This window comes from Gammaproteobacteria bacterium (assembly GCA_013816845.1).
Taxonomy (GTDB): Bacteria; Pseudomonadota; Gammaproteobacteria; order DSM-16500; family DSM-16500; genus Aquicella.
The window spans coordinates 385,030-403,851 of the sequence record JACDDU010000001.1 but is presented as its reverse complement, the minus strand read 5'-3'; the positions used below and the strand labels follow the sequence as shown (position 1 = coordinate 403,851).

Annotated in this window: 18 protein-coding genes; 2 read left to right on the top strand and 16 right to left on the bottom strand. The window is 40.7% G+C overall.

Features of this window, described 5'->3' with window-relative positions; genetic code table 11:
* Nucleotides 1-5: 5 nt before the first annotated feature.
* A complete protein-coding gene (locus H0W64_01925; protein MBA3660462.1) occupies nt 6-911 on the bottom strand; it encodes a DMT family transporter in 906 nt (301 codons plus the stop codon).
* 285 nt (nt 912-1,196) lie between these two features.
* Nucleotides 1,197-1,409 (bottom strand): hypothetical protein, encoded by a 213-nt coding sequence (locus tag H0W64_01920; GenBank protein ID MBA3660461.1) that lies wholly within the window; start codon nt 1,407-1,409, stop codon nt 1,197-1,199.
* A 416-nt stretch (nt 1,410-1,825) separates the two neighbouring features.
* On the opposite strand from H0W64_01920, the gene H0W64_01915 reads away from it, so the two are divergent.
* Nucleotides 1,826-3,184 carry an MFS transporter gene (locus tag H0W64_01915; protein MBA3660460.1) on the top strand — a complete coding sequence of 453 codons (1,359 nt, stop codon included), beginning with the start codon at nt 1,826-1,828 and terminating at the stop codon, nt 3,182-3,184.
* A 2-nt stretch (nt 3,185-3,186) separates the two neighbouring features.
* Here the strand turns inward: H0W64_01915 and H0W64_01910 are convergent, their stop codons facing one another.
* From H0W64_01910 to H0W64_01890, 5 genes are read right to left on the bottom strand one after another with little or no spacing between them, the layout of a single operon-like run.
* Nucleotides 3,187-4,293: a hypothetical protein gene (locus H0W64_01910; GenBank protein ID MBA3660459.1), complete on the bottom strand. Its 1,107-nt coding sequence runs from the start codon at nt 4,291-4,293 to the stop codon at nt 3,187-3,189.
* A gap of 13 nt (nt 4,294-4,306) precedes the next feature.
* A complete protein-coding gene (gene hemF / locus H0W64_01905; protein ID MBA3660458.1) occupies nt 4,307-5,245 on the bottom strand; it encodes an oxygen-dependent coproporphyrinogen oxidase in 939 nt (312 codons plus the stop codon).
* Nucleotides 5,232-5,339 (bottom strand): cytochrome bd-I oxidase subunit CydX, encoded by a 108-nt coding sequence (gene cydX / locus H0W64_01900; GenBank protein MBA3660457.1) that lies wholly within the window; start codon nt 5,337-5,339, stop codon nt 5,232-5,234. Before cydX ends, hemF begins: the two co-directional genes overlap by 14 nt.
* Nucleotides 5,340-5,351: 12 nt before the next feature.
* Nucleotides 5,352-6,482, bottom strand: a complete 1,131-nt coding sequence (gene cydB / locus H0W64_01895; protein ID MBA3660456.1) for a cytochrome d ubiquinol oxidase subunit II — start codon at nt 6,480-6,482, stop codon at nt 5,352-5,354.
* A gap of 8 nt (nt 6,483-6,490) precedes the next feature.
* The gene (locus H0W64_01890; GenBank protein ID MBA3660455.1) at nt 6,491-8,083 is read right to left on the bottom strand and encodes a cytochrome ubiquinol oxidase subunit I; all 1,593 of its coding nucleotides are present in this window, start codon (nt 8,081-8,083) and stop codon (nt 6,491-6,493) included.
* 135 nt (nt 8,084-8,218) lie between these two features.
* Here H0W64_01890 and acnA point away from each other — a divergent pair, with 135 nt between their 5' ends.
* On the top strand, nt 8,219-10,888 hold the full coding sequence (gene acnA / locus H0W64_01885; GenBank protein MBA3660454.1) for an aconitate hydratase AcnA: 2,670 nt from the start codon (nt 8,219-8,221) through the stop codon (nt 10,886-10,888).
* 63 nt (nt 10,889-10,951) lie between these two features.
* Here acnA and H0W64_01880 read toward each other — a convergent pair whose 3' ends face one another.
* The 9 genes from H0W64_01880 to lepB form a co-directional block, all read right to left on the bottom strand.
* A complete protein-coding gene (locus H0W64_01880) occupies nt 10,952-11,419 on the bottom strand; it encodes a hypothetical protein (protein MBA3660453.1) in 468 nt (155 codons plus the stop codon).
* Nucleotides 11,420-11,514: 95 nt separating this feature from the next.
* Nucleotides 11,515-11,985, bottom strand: coding sequence for a hypothetical protein (locus H0W64_01875; GenBank protein MBA3660452.1), 471 nt, complete (start codon nt 11,983-11,985; stop codon nt 11,515-11,517).
* 32 nt (nt 11,986-12,017) lie between these two features.
* Complete coding sequence (locus H0W64_01870) at nt 12,018-13,394, bottom strand: cysteine--tRNA ligase (GenBank protein MBA3660451.1); 1,377 nt, start codon at nt 13,392-13,394, stop codon at nt 12,018-12,020.
* A 2-nt stretch (nt 13,395-13,396) separates the two neighbouring features.
* A complete protein-coding gene (locus H0W64_01865) occupies nt 13,397-14,827 on the bottom strand; it encodes a glutamate--tRNA ligase (GenBank protein MBA3660450.1) in 1,431 nt (476 codons plus the stop codon).
* Complete coding sequence (pdxJ, locus tag H0W64_01860; GenBank protein MBA3660449.1) at nt 14,827-15,573, bottom strand: pyridoxine 5'-phosphate synthase; 747 nt, start codon at nt 15,571-15,573, stop codon at nt 14,827-14,829. The genes H0W64_01865 and pdxJ overlap by 1 nt, the downstream gene beginning before the upstream one ends.
* Before the next feature lie 93 nt (nt 15,574-15,666).
* On the bottom strand, nt 15,667-16,383 hold the full coding sequence (gene recO, locus H0W64_01855; protein ID MBA3660448.1) for a DNA repair protein RecO: 717 nt from the start codon (nt 16,381-16,383) through the stop codon (nt 15,667-15,669).
* Nucleotides 16,383-17,285, bottom strand: a complete 903-nt coding sequence (era, locus tag H0W64_01850) for a GTPase Era (protein ID MBA3660447.1) — start codon at nt 17,283-17,285, stop codon at nt 16,383-16,385. The genes recO and era overlap by 1 nt, the downstream gene beginning before the upstream one ends.
* On the bottom strand, nt 17,282-17,947 hold the full coding sequence (gene rnc / locus H0W64_01845) for a ribonuclease III (GenBank protein MBA3660446.1): 666 nt from the start codon (nt 17,945-17,947) through the stop codon (nt 17,282-17,284). The genes era and rnc overlap by 4 nt, the downstream gene beginning before the upstream one ends.
* A gap of 10 nt (nt 17,948-17,957) precedes the next feature.
* A complete protein-coding gene (gene lepB / locus H0W64_01840; GenBank protein MBA3660445.1) occupies nt 17,958-18,755 on the bottom strand; it encodes a signal peptidase I in 798 nt (265 codons plus the stop codon).
* Between the last annotated feature and the right edge of the window lie 67 nt (nt 18,756-18,822).

Below are 18,822 nucleotides of genomic sequence, written 5' to 3'. Positions count from 1 at the left end.
TTGACTTATGGTTGTTGAGCTTTAAGTTGAAGTTGAATTTTCAGCCGTTGCAAATAATAAGAGTGGTTAACAAACCACACGCCAATCATTGTCAAAATCCCGCCGCAAATGGCAAGCAACGTTGGAATTTCACCCAACCATAACCACCCAATTAAAAGGGTGGCAAAAGGAATGTAATAAAGGTAAGTACCCGCTTGTACGGCAGAAGTTTCTGCTAAAACATAACTCCATGCAGCATAGCCAATGGCTGCCGGGAAAACGCCTAGGTAAATGACGATTGAGATCGAAGTCCAGGACGCGATTGCTAAATCAGCATGAAGCTGTGGCATATACATACAAAGAAGGAGTGTCCCTCCCCATATTGCAAAAGTGGTTGCTTGAATGGCATGGTATTTTTTTAAGAATGGTTTCTGCAGAAACGAGTAACAACTGCCCGAGATTGCTGCAACTAGAATATATAAAAATCCATCCCACTTTGCTTGCGAAGTAGTCTCTGCAACTGAGAGTAAAATAATTCCTGCTAAGCTAACACCAAAACCAATGACGCGTAAGAATGTAAGCCGCTCACCAAAAAGTATCAAAGCGATAATCGCAGTAAGGATGGGAGATTGTCCGATAATAAAACTTGCAACGCCCGAGGAAACACTCACCTCGCCATAATTCAAGGACATGTTGTAAAGTCCTATACCAAACGCTCCAGCAAATAAAAGTCCAAATACATCACGTCGAGTTACACCTTGGGGAAAACGATAAAAACAGTAGATTCCACCCATCACCAGTGAGGCCACCGCGTAACGCAATAACGCAAGACCTCCCGGTGAAAAATCAGTAAGTCCCGCCCGTATGCCTACAAAAGCAGATGCCCACAATAAGATAGAAAGGATCGCTGCTATTTTGGCTTTATAACTCATAGACGTCATTGCACTAAGTATCGGTTGGATAGATGTTGCCTAAAATTTTACAACTTAGCAATGAGGCGTGAAGCTTATGCGAATCACTAAGAAAATGAATAAAGGAAAGGGAGAAAATCCCAGCTTACATACTTTCTTAGGGGATTGGTGAGACCCTCTGCCCGCGATCTACAGACTTGGTCATCGTAAACCAATAAGTTGAGGGGGGATGGACAGAAAAGAGGCTTGCCCATCCTCTTGCCTTACTAAAACTAAAGTGGGCCAGTAAGGGGTATGCGGGAGTATTTAGTAATCATCATCCCCTGTTGCAGTATCAGGTGCGCCGGCATCGTTAGGATCTGATGCATTGTTTTCGGCTAAATCACCAATATTATTGGTAGTTTTTGAGTCATTGGAGGCCATTATCATGGACTGCCCCATTTCATCGTTTTCGTCATCTGCCATTGCGGGTGCAATGTAGGCGAAGGTAGCTCCCAGTAAACTAGACGCAATTACCATTGTTAACGACTTCAATTTCATGTTTTCTCCTATTAAATTAGACCCTCTTAGGTTAGTCATTAAATACTAAATAAAATTAGTTTGCCATTAATTTTTGCCCTATAGGTCGATTCATTTGATTGATTTTAAATCATATTTACCTTAAACCCTTTCAAATTTAACTAATTTTTTTCTATGGATTTCGAAATTTCCTGCCCCTGAATTGACTTTGACCAAATGATTTTGCTATAAAGTCCTTCTTTGCTTCGCAGGATATTGCTTGAAAAAAGTACTAAAAATCGAAATTGCTCGTAATTGAGCTTTACGCAACCCGCTAACTTTATAAAAAGAATAAAATTCTCAAGCAGCTAAATGTATAGAAGGTGTATTTCATTTTTCCATGACCATATTTAGCTGAAGGAAGGAAGGAAAAAATAATGTTAGAAAATAACCGCTCAGTTCCTGCTCCCTTTTTTAAAACCCTTTATCCTTGGCTTATAGTCGCCTGTGGAATGCTATTTTATTGTTATAATTACTTTCTCCGCGTTTCCCCCAGTGTTATGCAGGGCGAATTAACCCAAGCTTTTCATATCACAGCAACACAATTTGGTACCTTGGCCGGCCTTTATTATTGGTCCTATACACCCATGCAAGTGCCAGCGGGTATGGTATATGACAAGTTTGGGGTCCGTTTTGTATTATGCGCAGCCTGTTTGGTCGCAGTTCTTGGATTGGGCATTTTTATCACTGCCAATAGTTACAATATGGCTGGCATGGGTAGATTAATGATTGGGCTAGGTTGTGCCTTTGCCTATATTGGGACTTTAAAGCTCGCCTCCGTTTGGCTTCCAGCCAATCGTTTTGCAACCGTTGCAGGTCTCACCACTGCAGGTGGCATGATTGCGGGTGCAATGGCACAAAATCATCTTACTAAAGTCATCGAAACGATTGGCTATCAACAATCTCTACAAACCGCCTTAATCGCCGGCGTAATCTTAAGCCTATTGGTTGTATTTTTTGTCCGAAATCGTCCAATGAATGGTGATAATGTGATCCATGAAATGAAAGCACCCATCGACATGACTCATCTATTTTCAGCCTTACGAATTATATGTACGAATCCACAAATGTGGCTGATTGGTATTATTGGTTGTTTACTGTACTTGCCTTCTTCAGTGTTTTTGGATTTATGGGGCATTCCTTATCTCACTTCCGTCTACCATCTTAGTCCCCACCAAGCCGTGGCTATTTCAACTTACACTTTTTACGGATGGATTATTTCTGGCCCGATTATTGGTTTCATCTCGGATAAAATCAAACGTCGACGACTTCCGTTAACAGCAACCGGATTTTTTGCAGCGGTTTTACTCGGAGTCGTCTTCTATTTCCCAAACCTGAGCGTCGGACATCTCTATTTGATCTTTTTCTTCATCGGTTTTTGCTGCGGCGCTCACCCTTTGTGTTTTGCGTTGGGCAAGGAAAGCAACCCTATTCAAATTTCAGGAACTGCTGTGGCTGTGACCAACATGCTGATCATGGCAGGTGGTGCGATTTTCCAACCTATTGTCGGAAAATTGTTAGATATGCATTCAAAAAGTCCCATTGGCTCCGATGGCTTACCCGTCTACTCGGCCAGCGATTATACTTTTGCACTTAGTATCGTTCCCATCGGAGTTGCCCTAGGTATTTTCCTTACCTTGTTTTTAAAGGAAACTTATTGCGAATCTCAAGCGGACATTGAAGCAGAAAAGATTTTCGCGGGAAACATGGAGCAAAACATTGAAGCTGTTAAATAATCTTAACTCATTGGTCTTTTAGTATTCGTCGGGCAATAGTTGTTAAGGTTATGCTCTCTTTCTTGCGTCTTAATTTCTTGGACTGGCTGATACAAACGTTGACTATTATAGTTTGATTGGGAATTATTAGTTATTTCATCAAAGATTTTCTTAGCAGCTTGTTCTAAATCCAATTCGTCCGAAGAAAAATCCCAACTATCTGCGGCAGGATTATAATCCTCACTTGTATCCCAATTTCCTAAGTATTGACGAAGGTACATATTCTTGTCTTCATCACCCATATAAACAATATGTGAATCCGGCCGTTGATCCGCAGGCTTATTTCCAATATTAATTTGAATAGAAGGGAATTCTTGAGCATGTCCTTGTTTGAGGAAAGAGCAAATATAATTATGTACAAAGACGGCACCAAGAATACGATCGTTCTGCATTTCATAAAATTTCTTTCTCAAGTAAAACAGATTGTCTCGTTTTTTAAAATCTCGCGCAAATAGATTTTCCAGCTTATTTAATTCATCAATAACTTCTTCAATTTTATTAGGATAGGGTTCAATTTTAACGGTGGTGGAAAAATTTTTGATTAACTTATTATAATCTTTTTGAGAATCATGAATAGTAATCTCCATCTTAGCTAAATTGACTTCAACTAAAACCATATGTTTTTTTTGCAAAAAAATATTCAGCCGCTCACAGATGTTCATCGGTAATTTAAAAATATTCATCCATTCTAAAGAAAGGTTGACAGGTAATTTAAAATGGCCCCGACACTGCATCATAGGTAACAAAATCGTGCTATTATTCATTTCGCGATTACGACAAATTAACTTCAAAATTTCACTAATCGGCACCAGATCTGATTGATTATCAGCTGCATCGGCATCTTTATTGACTTCAAATAAAACAATACTTTTAAGAGTTTGATTATATTTTTTTTTAATTTCGTAAAAATTGATTTCGGTATCTTCTCTTTTACTATTGGGTACGGTTAGAGTGTGTTGCTTAACTTGCGCACCATTCCGACTTTCTTCTTCAGCTAATTGCGCGATTAAAGCATTCATTTCTCTCGTCCCAAAACTGAATTTTTGATCTAAAGATCTTGTGTCACTCACATTCCACTCCTTTCTATTCAAGCCAATTTTTTGGTTTTAAAAAATATTCCAAAAGTGCAACTTCGGCGCTTTCTACTTGAGGTTGAGACTGATACGACCAGGCCACAAGCGGAGGCAAAGACATTAAAATTGATTCAACCCGACCTTTTGATTGCAACCCAAATAAAGTCCCGCGATCATATAGCAAATTAAATTCTACATACCTGCCTCGACGATTAAGCTGAAATGCACGTTCGTTTTCACCATAAGGCACTTGTTTTCGTCTCGCAATAATAGGTTGGTACGCTTTTAAATAATACTCACCGACCTTTTGCATAAATTCAAAACATTGGGCAAAAGGTTGATTATTCAAATCATCAAAGAAGATGCCGCCAATACCTCGCGCTTCTTGACGATGCGGCAAATAAAAATATCGATCCGCCCATTGTTTATAGTGTTGATACACATCAACACCAAGAAAATCGCAAGCAGTTTTTGCCATCGCGTGCCAATGCTTACAATCTTCATCGAATCCATAATAAGGGGTCAAATCAAAACCACCCCCAAACCACCACAGAGGTTTTTCTTTGGTATTAACTAAGATAAAACGCACATTAAAATGTGATGTGGGCGCATAAGGATTTTTTGGATGCATCACCACCGAAACGCCCAGTGCTTCGAATGAAACGCCTTGAAGATCAGGTCTTAATTTGGTTGCCGCTTGCGGCAATTCATCCCCGCAAACATGGGAAAAATTAACGCCAGCTTTTTCAAAAACTGCGCCGTCGCTCAAAACACATGTTATACCGCCGCCACCTGAATGATGCTGCCAAGTCTCTTTTATAAACGTAGCCCTGCCATCTTCAAGTTCTGCGAATTGGCAAATTTGGTTTTGTAGTTTGAGTAAATAAGATTTGATATCTTGAATAACTTGCGAGGGGTTAATCAAATTATTTTCGTCAAAAGCCGTCATTGTCATCATCGCTTTCAAGCTCGAGCCATAGTGCATTAAAAACTGCAAAACTGCAAGCAAAGGCTGTTCCTAAGATCCAGGCAAAATACCACATTTCTTAACCTCGCTAATGTTTATTTTTTATTTCTTCAACACGAATCTTTCCACTCAAAACACGGTAGACCCATGCAGTGTAAAGCATGATAATTGGCATAAAAATGATGATCGCAACTAGCATCATCATGAGAGTAAGTTTTGTCGACGATGCATCCCATACAAGCAAGCTCGAATTAAAATGTGTTGTTGAAGGCAAAATAAACGGAAACATACTTGCGCCAACAGAACCAATAATCCCACAAATGCTGATACAACTTGCAAAAAACGCAAGTCGTGGAAACTTTAAAAAAGCAAACAATACGGCGCCAATTGCCCCTAGGAAACCGGCAAGCGGATTAAGCATCCATGAAGGATGCAGTGAATAATTGTTTAACCAAGCCCCTAGTGATTGAATCACTGTTTTATTTAATGGATTTGAATAGCCGTTAGGATCGATAACACTGGTTACTTGATAACCTATAACCGTATTAGCAATCATGATGCCCCCGGTTGCATAACACACAATTAAAACTATCCCAGAAAATTGCGTCCAAAAGAGTGCCCGTGTTTTGATAGGTACATAGGTTTTAGTTGCGAGATAAGCACCCCCATGCATTGCTAGCATGGCAATGCTTGCAAGACCACAAAGTAAAGGAAACAAGGAAAACAGTTCATACAGCTTCCCCTCATAAGTAAGAGAAAGATCCGAATCAAAACGAAAAGGCAAACCGATTAATATATTGCCAACTAAAATGCCGAATAAGAGAGCTGGGACAAAACCTCCAACAAATACCAGCCAATCCCAAGTTCGTCGCCAAAAATAATTGGGTAATTTTTCTCGATATTTAAAACTCACGGGGCGTGAAATGCCCATGGTTAATAAAAGCAGTAACATAACAAAGTAGGCGCCGGAAAAGGCGACTGCATACACAAATGGCCAAGCCGCAAATAAAGCGCCAGCTCCCACGATAATCCAAACTTGATTGCCTTCCCAAAAAGGTTTGATTGTTTCCAAAACTGCATTACGTTCGGCTTCGTTTTTAGTAACAAGGGGAAACAAACAAGCAGTACCTAGATCGAATCCATCAAAAAGCGCAAAGCCAATAAATAAAAAACCTAACAATATCCACCACACCATCCGTAAAGTTTCTAATTCAAACATGGAAAGCCTCAGTCTTTAGCAGTATTAGGGGTTTCGTGTTGCAAAACTCTAGGCTGAATACTAAAGTCTTCGATTGGAAATAATTGATCAGGCCCCAAACGAATATATTTAATCATTAAATAAAGCTCTACTATTGCTAATGCAGAGTAAAACAAGACAAAACCTAAGATAGAAATCCAAACATCTGTGACTGAAAGGGAGGAAACGCCCATAAAGGTCGGAAGCATGCCATCAACAATCCAGGGCTGACGGCCGTATTCAGCAACTATCCAACCCATTTCAGAGGCAACCCATGGTAAAGGTAGACTAAAAAGCGCAATCCACAAAAACCATCGTGTTTTGACAATGCGCCTGCGTAAGCTGAGATAAAATGCATAGGCAAAGAGGATAATAAAAAATAGACCACAAGCTACCATCACCCGGAAAGTCCAAAACATCACAAAGACATCAGGAACTGTATCCCAAGCAGCACGATCAATAATTTCAGGGGTAGCATGCAAGACATCGTCGGTGTAGCGCTTAAGCAATAATCCGTAGCCAATATTGTTTTGATTAGCGTCAAGTATATCTTCCGCGCGTTTATTGGTGGGATCCAATTGCAAAGCCGTTAGGGCATCGTAAGCTAAAATGCCGCTATACATACGGTGTTTCGCTTCTTCAACTAAATCCACGATTCCATAGACTGGACGATTGATAGATCGGGTGACAATTAGCCCCAAAAGGTAAGGAACTTTGAGTGAATATTCCGTTGCCCGGTGCGCTTGATCAGGGAGACCTATAAGCGTTAAAGCGGCAGGGGCAGGCTCTGTTTCCCACATCCCTTCAATAGCCGCAACTTTCATTTTTTGATTCAACCCAGCCAAGTAGCCACTTTCATCGCCTAAAATGACAACGCAAAGTGCAGAAGCAAGACCAAATGCTGCAGCAACAGTAATGGAGCGTTTTGCAAAAGCCACCATTCGACCTTTCAATAAAAAATAGGCACTGAGTGATAAAACAAACATCGATCCTGTCACATACCCTGCACTGATAGTATGGACAAACTTAGCTTGGGCAACTTCATTAAAGATTACGCTGTAAAAATCGTAAAGTTCCATTCGCATGGTATGGAAATTAAAGTGAGCACCCACGGGATTTTGCATCCAAGCATTGGCAATTAAAATCCATAGGGCTGAAAAACTTGCTCCAGCTGCTAACATCCAAGTAGAAAACAAATGGGCGCCTTTAGAGACGCGATCCCAGCCGAAAAAGAAAATACCAATGAAAGTCGCCTCTAAAAAGAAAGCCATTAAGCCTTCCAAGGCTAATGGAGCACCAAACACATCCCCCACGTAGTGGGAATAATATGCCCAATTCGTTCCAAACTGAAACTCCATGGTTACACCGGTGGCGACGCCCATGGCAACATTAATGCCGAACAAAATTCCCCAATATTGCGTCATGGTCCGCCAAATCGGCCGATTGGTCATGAAATACACGGTTTCCATAATGCCAAGGAGTGTTGAGAGACCTAAAGTCAGAGGTACAAATAGGAAATGATATAGCGCCGTAATGGCAAATTGAAGGCGAGATAGAAGAACAACATCAGGTGCAGCAATCATGTGAGCGAGCCCCTCTTAAAGGATGTCACACTGGCTAAAAAACGTGTATATAATAAGCCAAAATAAACGTGCTGTCGCGTACTTATAATTTGTATCAAATGCATTGCATGCCTCATATGAAAGTGGAGACCCGCTGTGAACTCAAACGATTCCTATAAAACTTTATGTCACCTAACTATCGATGATCAACAATATGATTATTTTAGCTTGCAAGTACTAGAACAAGCCGGATTTAACAAAATCCCCTCTCTACCCTACTCTATTAAGATCCTATTAGAAAATTTATTACGTCACGAAGATCAAAATACCGTGACACAGAAGGATATTGAAACCTTAGCGAATTGGTCACCCGAGCAACAGTCATCGCAAGAAATCGCTTTTCGGCCTGCACGGGTCCTCATGCAGGATTTTACTGGCGTGCCTGCAGTGGTGGATTTAGGTGCAATGCGGGATGCCATTAAAGCTCTGGGGGGAGATCCTGAAAAAATTAACCCGCTTACCCCTGTCGATTTAGTCATTGATCACTCGATTCAAGTTGATCTTTCGGGGCGCAACGACGCAATGGAAAAGAATGCCGCGATAGAAATGCAACGCAATGCTGAACGTTATACTTTCTTGCGTTGGGGACAAGAAGCCTTTACTAACTTCCGTGTCGTCCCTCCTGAAACGGGTATTTGTCATCAAGTCAATTTAGAAAATCTTGCTAAGACAGTTTGGCATAGTAAGGTAGGAGATCGCCTTCTCGCCTATCCAGATACCTTAGTCGGAACCGATAGTCACACCACTATGATTAATGGCTTAGGGGTCTTAGGTTGGGGCGTTGGCGGCATTGAAGCGGAAGCTGCAATGCTCGGCCAACCCATTTCCATGCTCGTCCCTAAAGTGGTGGGTGTTGAATTGACAGGACAGCTTAATGAAGGCGTAACGGCAACTGATCTGGTCTTAACCATCACGGAACGTCTGCGGACACTTGGTGTTGTAGGCAAATTTGTCGAATTTTTTGGTTCTGGTTTAGCACATTTACCCGTCTCGGATCGCGCAACGATTGCGAATATGGCGCCTGAATATGGTGCCACTTGCGGTTTCTTTCCTATTGATCAAGCAACGCTTAATTACTTGCATCTAACGGGTCGTGAAGAAGAAACCATAGCACTTGTAGAGGCTTATGCTAAAGCGCAAGGATTGTGGTATGACAGTGCGCAACCATCGCCTCAGTTTACTGAAATTGTAAAAATTGATTTAGCGGGAATTAAACCGAGTGTGGCAGGACCAAAGCGTCCCCAAGATCGGTTAACTTTAGCCGAGCTCAAACCAAAAACAAAAGAATTGTTGAAAAGCTACAAACGTGAGAACGAAGAAGATCAATCTTTCGCAACCACCAGTGATTTTGAATTGCATCATCATGACATTGTTATTGCTGCGATTACCAGTTGCACCAATACTTCCAATCCTAGTGTTTTAATGGCTGCAGGTTTAGTTGCTAAAAAAGCTGTGGCGTTGGGAGTGAGGGTGAAACCTTGGGTTAAAACATCACTCGCGCCAGGTTCACGTGTTGTCACACAATATTTGAATGCATCCGGATTACAACAATATCTTGATCAGCTTGGGTTTGACACCGTGGGTTATGGTTGTATGACTTGTATTGGCAATTCCGGCCCGCTGCCGCAAGTCGTTGCTGATTCAATTTCTGAAAATGATATTATCGTTTCCGCTGTACTTTCCGGCAATCGCAATTTTGAAGGTCGAATCCATCCGCAAGTTAAAGCAAATTGGTTAGCGTCACCGCCTTTAGTTGTTTTATTTGCCTTAGCAGGAACGACATCGATCAATTTAGATGTTGATCCCATCACTGAAACCGCAGATGGCAGAGCAATCTATTTCAAAGATTTGTGGCCAAGTCATGCAGAAATCATGGCAGCCTTAGAAAGTGTGAATCGCACAATGTACACAAAACAATATGCAAACGTTTTTGCCGGAACAAAAGCCTGGCAACAATTGAATGCACCTTTAGGAGAAACTTATCAATGGCAATCAGATTCCACCTACATTCAACATCCACCCTATTTTGAAAATTTAAAGCGCGAACCTGAAGCTGTTAAGGATATTCATCAAGCGAGAATTTTAGCTTTATTGGGCGATAGTATTACGACTGATCATATCTCGCCTGCGGGTTCCATAAAAACAGATAGTCCCGCTGGACGTTACTTACAAGAACAAGGGGTCGAAATCGTTGATTTTAATTCCTACGGTGCAAGACGCGGTAATCATGAAGTCATGGTGCGAGGAACCTTTGCAAACATTCGCATCAAAAACGAAATGCTTGCAGGTACCGAAGGCGGTTTTACGAAACATTTTCCAAGCGGTGATGAAGTAAGTATTTATGACGCAGCCATGCGTTATAAAGAAGAAAAAGTTCCCTTAGTTATCATTGCAGGGAAAGAATATGGCACAGGATCTTCACGCGATTGGGCAGCAAAAGGACCTAAACTTCAAGGCGTGAATGCAGTGATTGCGGAAAGCTTCGAACGCATTCATCGTTCTAATTTAATTGGTATGGGTATTTTGCCACTTGAATTTGAGAAAGGGGTAACGCGTAAAACTTTAAACTTGATTGGTAATGAAACCATCAGTATTTTGAACATAAATACACTCACACCAAGCTGCAAATTAATTGCAACCCTCACCCGGCAAAATGGTGAAGAAATAAAGGTGAATTTAATAAGTCGTATTGATACACAAAATGAAATGGCTTATTACGAGCATGGTGGGATTTTACAGTATGTGTTGCGAGGAATGGTTGCTTAAACACATAACTCCAGTAAAACATGGAGCGTCTTAATTATTATAAACATCAAGACGCTCAATTCATCACTTTAAAATTAAACTATTTCCATGCATGGGACGAACTTTTTCCGCTTGGCGTTTAATGATAAGTTGAGTAGGCTCGACGGGCGCTACTCTTAAACGAATTATCAAATCATTTAATTGTTTCGAAGAAATAGTAAGCACCGGATCTTCAATGCCATTGGATTGGATGATTTCCCATTTTTGCTTCAAATCAGCTTTGATATTTTGCAAATAGATTTTCATTGCGTCAGCAAAACTTTCATCATTCAAATAACCATAAGAGAAATGTAATTTAACCAATTTTTTATGTCGGTCGGTAACCGCGAAAATATAACTACGGGAATCAATGAAACCCGATTTTTGCGTGAGGAGGTTGATTAACTCATCTTCTTGATGGGAAATGACGTTAGAATTTCCCCCAAACATGCCCATACTATAATACGTATCATCGTGATGACGTCGAACCCTGTTTTTCCATAAACTAAGCATAATCTTTCCTTATCGTGGTTCTGACTAAAGAATGGTTAAGTTATCATATTCCCCACGTAAATGAAATTTCGCACCTGTAGTTACTTCGTGCTTTGTTAAGGACGATTTTTGCTAACTGTATTCGTTTCCTTTGCATGAGGTTGTAAAACTGATGTTGCATTCAACCGTTTTATTAAATCCTTCATATCACCTAAATTAATCAAGAGGACTGGATTCTCAATTTCCGGATGAAAACGATTTTGTTTAGTCGTCCATGTTTGTTTAAGATTAGGTTTGATATGATGGAGAAATTGTTCCATCTCTGTTGCAAATTCAGGATTGCCTCTACCCATTTCAAAGTAAAACGTTAGTGTTTTATTGACAGTATGCGTTACGGCAAAGATTGAAGCATTAGGATTCATGCCTGATTTTTCTTGGATTAAATCAATCAGTTTATCTTCCTCATTAATCGTTGAGTGATAACGTTGTTTTTCTACAGAGCCTGAACTGTAAAAATAATCATTTAAGTTGTTATCTTGTGGTGCAAATAAGCCATACAGTTTACTCAACCAGGGTCTACTAAACATTTTATTTACTCTTTACTTAAAATTAAAAATTATTAGATAAGCTTTTTCCAGGTTGTGCCCTGCACGCCGTCTTCAATCGTGATGGAAAGTTCACTTAATTCCTTACGAAGAGCATCTGCTTTTTCCCATTCTTTATTTTGTCGCGCAAGATTGCGTGCAGCGATTAAATTTTCAATTTTTTCAACATCAACCTGAATCCCTGCTTGAAAAAAAACATCAGGGTCATTGCTTAGCAGCCCTAACAAGCCACCTAATTTTTTTAATAATGCGGCATGGAATGCGCTTGATTGTGAATCCGCCTCGCGTAAACGTTCGATTTCATGGGCAAGGTCAAATAATACGGCTAACGCAATCGGAGTATTAAAGTCATCATCCATGGCTTCAACGAAACGTATTTCAAAATCGCTGTTTGGTGGAACTGCTGCCACAGCTTGAAATCGTAGTGCCGTGTAAAGTCGGTTTAATGATTGTTTTGCTTTAAGCAACAAATCATCAGAATAAATTAATGCACTGCGATAATGACTGGCAATTAAAAGATAGCGCAATACTTCCGGTTGATGTAATTGAAGTGCATCGCGAATGGTAACAAAATTGCCTAAAGATTTTGACATTTTTTCTTTTTCAATTTGTAAAAACCCACCGTGCACCCAAAACCCTGCAAAATTTTTTTTCGTAACCGATTGAGCTTGGGCAATTTCATTTTCATGATGAGGAAAAATTAAGTCGCGACCGCCACCATGGATGTCAAATTGATCGCCTAATAAATCGAGACACATTGCAGAACATTCCGTATGCCACCCAGGTCGACCCACACCCCAAGGTGAATTCCAAGAAGGTTCATCGGGTTTTGCAACCTTCCATAATACGAAATCAAGTGGATCTTTTTTAACGTCAACCACTTCGACCCGTGCACCACTTTCTAATTGCTCAATGTTGTGATGCGAAAGACAACCGTACTCAGGAAAACTACGCACATTAAAATATACATCGCCATTATCGGCAACATAAGCATTTTTATTGGTTATCATGGTTTGAATCAACGCAATCATTTGCGGAATATAATCCGTTGCACGGGGTTCATGATGCGGCAACGTTAAATGCAAGGCAGCAAAGTCTTCATGCATCGCTTGAATAAATTCTTCAGTAATTGCAGTAAAACTTTTTTTGGCATCTTGGGCACGACGAATAATTTTATCATCAATATCAGTAATATTACGCACATATGTCACCTCATAACCACGAAACTGTAGATAACGCACCATGATATCGGCTGATACATAAGTTCGCGCATGCCCTAAATGACAATAGTCATAAACCGTTACACCACAGATATACATTTTAACTTTTTTATCTTGAAGGGTTTTAAAAACTTCCTTTTTACGACTGAGGGTATTATAAATTTTTAACATGGCTAATCCGCTCCAACAACGTTAGCCTTAGCAAGCTCAGCAGCTGTTTGCAAACGCTTTTTAATGTTGTCCAAGCCTAGTAGTTGCACAAGGGGAAGCATTTCCGGACCATGAGTCAGTCCGGTTAAAGCAATGCGCAGCGGCATAAACAATGCTTTCCCTGATACACTCAAGTTTTGTTTGATTTGAGCTAAGACTTTTGGTAGGTCAATACCATGGGTTACAAAAGCATCAAAGGCTTCGGTAAAAAATTGCGGCCCCGCATTTTGAATAACTTGAAGTGAATCACCACCAAAATTTAATTCATCAGCAAATAAAATCGTGGCCCACGTAGCAGCCTCCAGGGGAAACGTAATGTTATCTTTAATGGTGCCTGCAAATAACGCTCGGCTAGATTCTGGTATTTGCTTACTAATGTCCTCGCCAAGCCATGCCCAAAACTGTGCTTCAGTAAGTGCAAGTACGGCGGTTTTTTGCCAAAAAAGTAATTGGTTTTCATCAAATCGGGCAGGCGATCGACTTAGTTTTTCTAAATTAAAATAAGTTGTTAATTGATCGAAGCTTAATAATTTGGGTTGATCATGCGCGTGACCTAATCTAGCCAAATAATTAAGTACAGCTTGAGGTAAATATCCAAGCGCTTGCAATTGCGCTAAATTAAAACTGCCATGACGTTTTGAAAGTGGCGCGCCATCATCGCCAACAATTAAGGATAAATGGCCATAACTTGGTAAAGGCAAATGCATTGCTTCTAACAGCATGAGTTGTCTTGGTGTATTAGCAAGATGATCTTCACCGCGAAGGACATGAGAAACTTGCATCGTTGCATCATCGATTGCATTACAAAATAAAAATGGTGGGGTGCCATCAGCACGACGAATAATGAAATCACCAATATCATCGCTTTTAAATTGCTGCTGACCTTTAACCGCATCCTCAAAGGTGATGGTCGTGTTTAAGGGCACGCGAAATCGCCATGCAGGTTTTTCCCCGGCGGCAATTTTTGTGGCAATGTCATCTTGTGATAATTGTAAACATGTGCCTGCATAACGGGGCGGTTGACCGCGGGTTAATTGCATTTTCCGTGAAAGTTGTAATGTTTGGTCCGAACAAAAACACGGATACATCAATCCTTGTTCTTCCAATAAGCGATAATATTTATCGTAAATAGTTTGACGTTGGGATTGAAAATAAGGCCCGTAAGCCCCCTCTTTACCCGGACCTTCTTGCCATTCAATGCCCAGCCAGCGTAAATCATCTTGTAATAACTCGGTATATTGTGTTTCTGAACGAGTTTTATCTGTATCTTCTATTCTTAAAATAAAAACACCACGCTTGCTAGCTGCATAAAGCGCACTAAAAAGTGCAGCACGGGCATTTCCTAAATGTATTCGTCCTGTCGGACTTGGGGAGAAACGCGTGCGCACAGTCATTATCGTAATCCTTCTCTAGCAGAGTTCATGATTAATTTCATTTCAACAACAGCTTTCTTTAATCCGGAAAAAACAGCACGCGCTATAATGCTGTGACCAATATTTAATTCATAAATTTCAGGTAACCGTGCAATGGCATGAACATTTTGGTAATTTAAACCATGCCCTGCATTGACAATTAAACCTGCTTGATGAGCAACGTGGGCCGCTTTCTTAATCCGTTCTAATTCTTTTTGTTGATCGCGAACCGTTTCTGCATCAGTGTAAGCACCTGTATGAATTTCAATTGCTTCTGCACCACACCCTAAGGCCGCTTCAATTTGAGCGATATCTGGATCAATAAATAAAGAAACTTCGGAATCGCATTCTTGCATGCGTTGCACTGCTTCTTTTATTTTAGAAATATTTCCCAACACATCGAGTCCGCCTTCAGTCGTTAATTCCGCGCGACGTTCTGGAACAAAACAACAATGAGCAGGCTTGATGTGCTCGGCAAAGGCAAGCATCGAATCAGTCACTGCTAATTCTAAATTGAGACGAGTTAATAAGACTTGCTGGATTAATTCCACATCTCTTTCTTGTATATGCCGACGATCTTCACGTAGATGAACGGTGATACCATCCGCACCCCCTTCTTCTGCTGCAAAAACTGCAGCAATGGGATCGGGATACCGAACCATCCGAGCTTGTCTTAAAGTTGCAACATGATCAATGTTAACACCCAGAACAATAGGTTGGATGTACATACTGTGCCTTATTTTTACCAAAAAAGTTTGAATTCCGCCGTTCACGAAATTGCGAGGCGACTTATAATAAACGCTAATTGTACCTCAATTACATCAATTTGCATGTGTTGGCTGGGTAAATAAACGGCGGCTGTGTAACCGTTTATTACCCAATAAAGGTGCCAAAACCAGCCGTATTAATCGCTTAGCATCATGTAAAACTGCTCCCTCATGCCATGCTTCTTTTGCAATACCGATTAAACTTTTTCCTAAAAAGGTTGCAGCGCCGTCATTTAAATTATTTTCGTTTTTAACGAAACCCTCTTCGGGAATAAAACGATAGTATTGATCGACAACAAATGTATCAGACAGTAGCGCTGTGGGTGGAAAAAATCCATAACCTAGCGCTTCTAATAATTGTTTTTCGAAAGTGCGTAACGCCCCTTGCGGTAAGGTAGGGTCATTAAGCTTGACAAGGGTTTGCTCAAAAAGTGTATACACTTCAGGATGAGGGTCCCATTTTTGCAAGAGGGCGACTAATAATTCATTTAAATAAAAACCAGCAAATAAACATTCACCCCGCAAACTTTGACATCCGCCATTCATTTCAACGTGCATAAGGGTGAGGAGCTCTGTTTTGCCTGTCCAAGAAACTAAAAGGGGAACAAAGGGTTGCAAGAGAGAGGCTTGCGTTGAACGAGGCTTACGAACTCCTTTGGCAATAACGCTGAGACGGCCATGATCTGGGGTAAATAAATCAATAAGCAGACTCGTTTCGCGGTAAGCCCGTCGATGCAAGACATAGGCAGGCGACAGGAGGACGCGCTTCATTAATCGTATCCTAGACCTTTAAGCGCCTTATCGTCATCCGTCCAATGCTCTTTTACTTTGACCCAGAGTCGCAAAAAAACTTTCGTACTAAGTAATTTTTCAATATCAATTCGCGCGCTGGTCCCAATTCTTTTCAGCTTCTCCCCGCCTTTGCCAATAACAATAACTTTTTGTCCAGGTCGTTCCACCCAGATGATGGCACTGATTTCTGTTAACGCTTTTTTATCGGGCTCATGGCGTTCTGCCATTTGTTCAATTTCAACTGTAGTTGCATAAGGTAATTCTTGCTCAGTTGCATTAATTAATTTTTCACGAATAATTTCAGCAATTTGAAAACGAATATTTTTATCCGTTAACTGATCTGTTGGATAAAGCGCAGGACCCTCGGGTAACAATGTCATGATAGTTTGTTCAAGTGCCTCAACGTTTTCACCTTTTTTTGCTGAGAGCGGAATCACTTCGGCAAAGTTAGCTTTTTCTTTGATTTTATCAATGAACGGTAACAGTTTTAATTTATCTTTAACCATGTCCACTTTATTAACGACAAGGATAATGGGCTTTTCAACGTCTTGTAATTTTTTAACTGCCAATTCATCATCTTTATCCCATTCATTCGCATCAACCAAAAAGAGAATGACATCTGCATCATGCAGCACGGAATGGGCTACTCTGTTCATATACCGGTTCATTGCATCGGTTTCGCCTTGATGCATACCGGGCGTATCGATATAAATAATTTGGGTTGAATCAAGTGTTTTGATGCCTAAAATTTGCCAACGTGTTGTTTGGGGCTTGGGAGAAATGATACTGATTTTTTCTCCAATTAAACGGTTAAGCAATGTTGATTTACCAACATTGGGCCTGCCAATGAGTGCTACAAAACCTGAATGGGTTATCGTCATTTTTTTAATATTCCTAACATAGCTAATGCGGCTTCTTGTTCGCCTCGGCGTCGGGATGTACCTTTGCCAAATGTTTTTTCAAATATACCTTCCACCTGGCAACTTACAATAAAGACTTGTTGGTGAGCCTCCCCTTCCAATTCTTCAATGGTGTAAATGGGCAAGGGTAAGCGTTTACCTTGTAAATGTTCTTGAAGCACCGTTTTAGGATCTTTGTGACTGGCAGCAGAAGAAAGCGATTGAATAAGTGGATCATACCACGTCATGATTTTTTCACGCGTGATTTCAAATCCCCCGTCTAAGTAAATCGCACCAATGAGTGCTTCCATCGCACAAGATAGAATAGAACCACGCTCATTGCCCCCACTGCGTAATTCTCCTGGGCCTAAAAATAAATAATCACCGACATCAAATTGCTTAGCAAGGAGCGCTAAGGTATCGCGATTAACAAGGGAAGCCCGCCACCGACTCAGCTCGCCTTCACTCGCTTGTGGGAATTGATGAAATAAAACTTCGGCGATGACAAAATTAACCATGCCATCCCCTAAAAACTCTAAACGCTCATTATTGTCTGCACCCCGACTTCGATGCGTTAACGCCATCCTAAACAATTCTGGATTGCGAAAGGTATATTGCAACTTTTTTAGTAACGCATCGCTCATGCTCGCCCTATTATTGAATGTGTTGACCAATGCGTCGCCACCGGATGCTCCATTTATCATTATTCCAACTCATCCAGACCCGGGAAGCTTTGCCGACAATATTCTTTTCTGGCACAAAACCCCAATAGCGGCTATCTGCACTATCATCTCGATTATCACCCATGACAAAATACATGCCAAGAGGCACAGTGACATCGGAGTAGTTGCGACTTTCTCGATCAGGCATAACAAAAATGTTATGTTTAACACCAAAAAAGTTTTCTTGCTTCTCAATAACCGAGCCATGGGCGATGGATGGAAGGCTGGCGATGCCCGAGCTTAAATCGTTTTGGGGGATTTTTTCTCCGTTCACATACAATTCTTTATCGATATAGCTAATACGGTCGCCCGGTAATCCGATAACGCGTTTAATAAATTTATAAGAAGGGTCGGGTGGCCATAAAAAGACCATAATGTCCCCACGAGCTGGCTCCCCTTTGCCAAATAATTTGGTGTGCAGAATCGGCAAGCGCGTTCCATAATTAAATTTATTAACAAAAATAAAATCACCAGTCAACAAAGTGGGTTCCAGGGAACCTGAAGGAATGCGAAACGGTTCAAATAAAAAGGAACGTAATAAAAAGACAATGACTAGAATAGGAAAAAATGATCGCGCATATTCAAACAAAAGAGGTGGTTTGGGCGTTTCAGTAATCGAGCCGTAACTATAGCGCTTACGTCGTTTCGCAAGCCAAACAACATCAATTAATGACAATACACCGGTGATGACGATTGCGTAAAATAAAATTAATTCAAAATCTAAATTCATAATCATTCCTATTATTAATGTTGCCTGCAAATTGGACGATTGATCCAGTCAACATACAACCAAAAAT

Bases quoted from the DNA above. Each gene is read 5' to 3' on its own strand.
- H0W64_01925 (MBA3660462.1), bottom strand. From the start codon at position 911: ATGAGTTATAAAGCCAAAATAGCAGCGATCCTTTCTATCTTATTGTGG.
- H0W64_01920 (MBA3660461.1), bottom strand. From the start codon at position 1,409: ATGGTAATTGCGTCTAGTTTACTGGGAGCTACCTTCGCCTACATTGCA.
- H0W64_01915 (MBA3660460.1), top strand. From the start codon at position 1,826: ATGTTAGAAAATAACCGCTCAGTTCCTGCTCCCTTTTTTAAAACCCTT.
- hemF (MBA3660458.1), bottom strand. From the start codon at position 5,245: ATGACGGCTTTTGACGAAAATAATTTGATTAACCCCTCGCAAGTTATT.
- cydX (MBA3660457.1), bottom strand. From the start codon at position 5,339: ATGTGGTATTTTGCCTGGATCTTAGGAACAGCCTTTGCTTGCAGTTTT.
- cydB (MBA3660456.1), bottom strand. From the start codon at position 6,482: ATGTTTGAATTAGAAACTTTACGGATGGTGTGGTGGATATTGTTAGGT.
- H0W64_01890 (MBA3660455.1), bottom strand. From the start codon at position 8,083: ATGATTGCTGCACCTGATGTTGTTCTTCTATCTCGCCTTCAATTTGCC.
- H0W64_01880 (MBA3660453.1), bottom strand. From the start codon at position 11,419: ATGCTTAGTTTATGGAAAAACAGGGTTCGACGTCATCACGATGATACG.
- H0W64_01875 (MBA3660452.1), bottom strand. From the start codon at position 11,985: ATGTTTAGTAGACCCTGGTTGAGTAAACTGTATGGCTTATTTGCACCA.
- H0W64_01870 (MBA3660451.1), bottom strand. From the start codon at position 13,394: ATGTTAAAAATTTATAATACCCTCAGTCGTAAAAAGGAAGTTTTTAAA.
- H0W64_01865 (MBA3660450.1), bottom strand. From the start codon at position 14,827: ATGACTGTGCGCACGCGTTTCTCCCCAAGTCCGACAGGACGAATACAT.
- pdxJ (MBA3660449.1), bottom strand. From the start codon at position 15,573: ATGTACATCCAACCTATTGTTCTGGGTGTTAACATTGATCATGTTGCA.
- recO (MBA3660448.1), bottom strand. From the start codon at position 16,383: ATGAAGCGCGTCCTCCTGTCGCCTGCCTATGTCTTGCATCGACGGGCT.
- era (MBA3660447.1), bottom strand. From the start codon at position 17,285: ATGACGATAACCCATTCAGGTTTTGTAGCACTCATTGGCAGGCCCAAT.
- rnc (MBA3660446.1), bottom strand. From the start codon at position 17,947: ATGAGCGATGCGTTACTAAAAAAGTTGCAATATACCTTTCGCAATCCA.
- lepB (MBA3660445.1), bottom strand. From the start codon at position 18,755: ATGAATTTAGATTTTGAATTAATTTTATTTTACGCAATCGTCATCACC.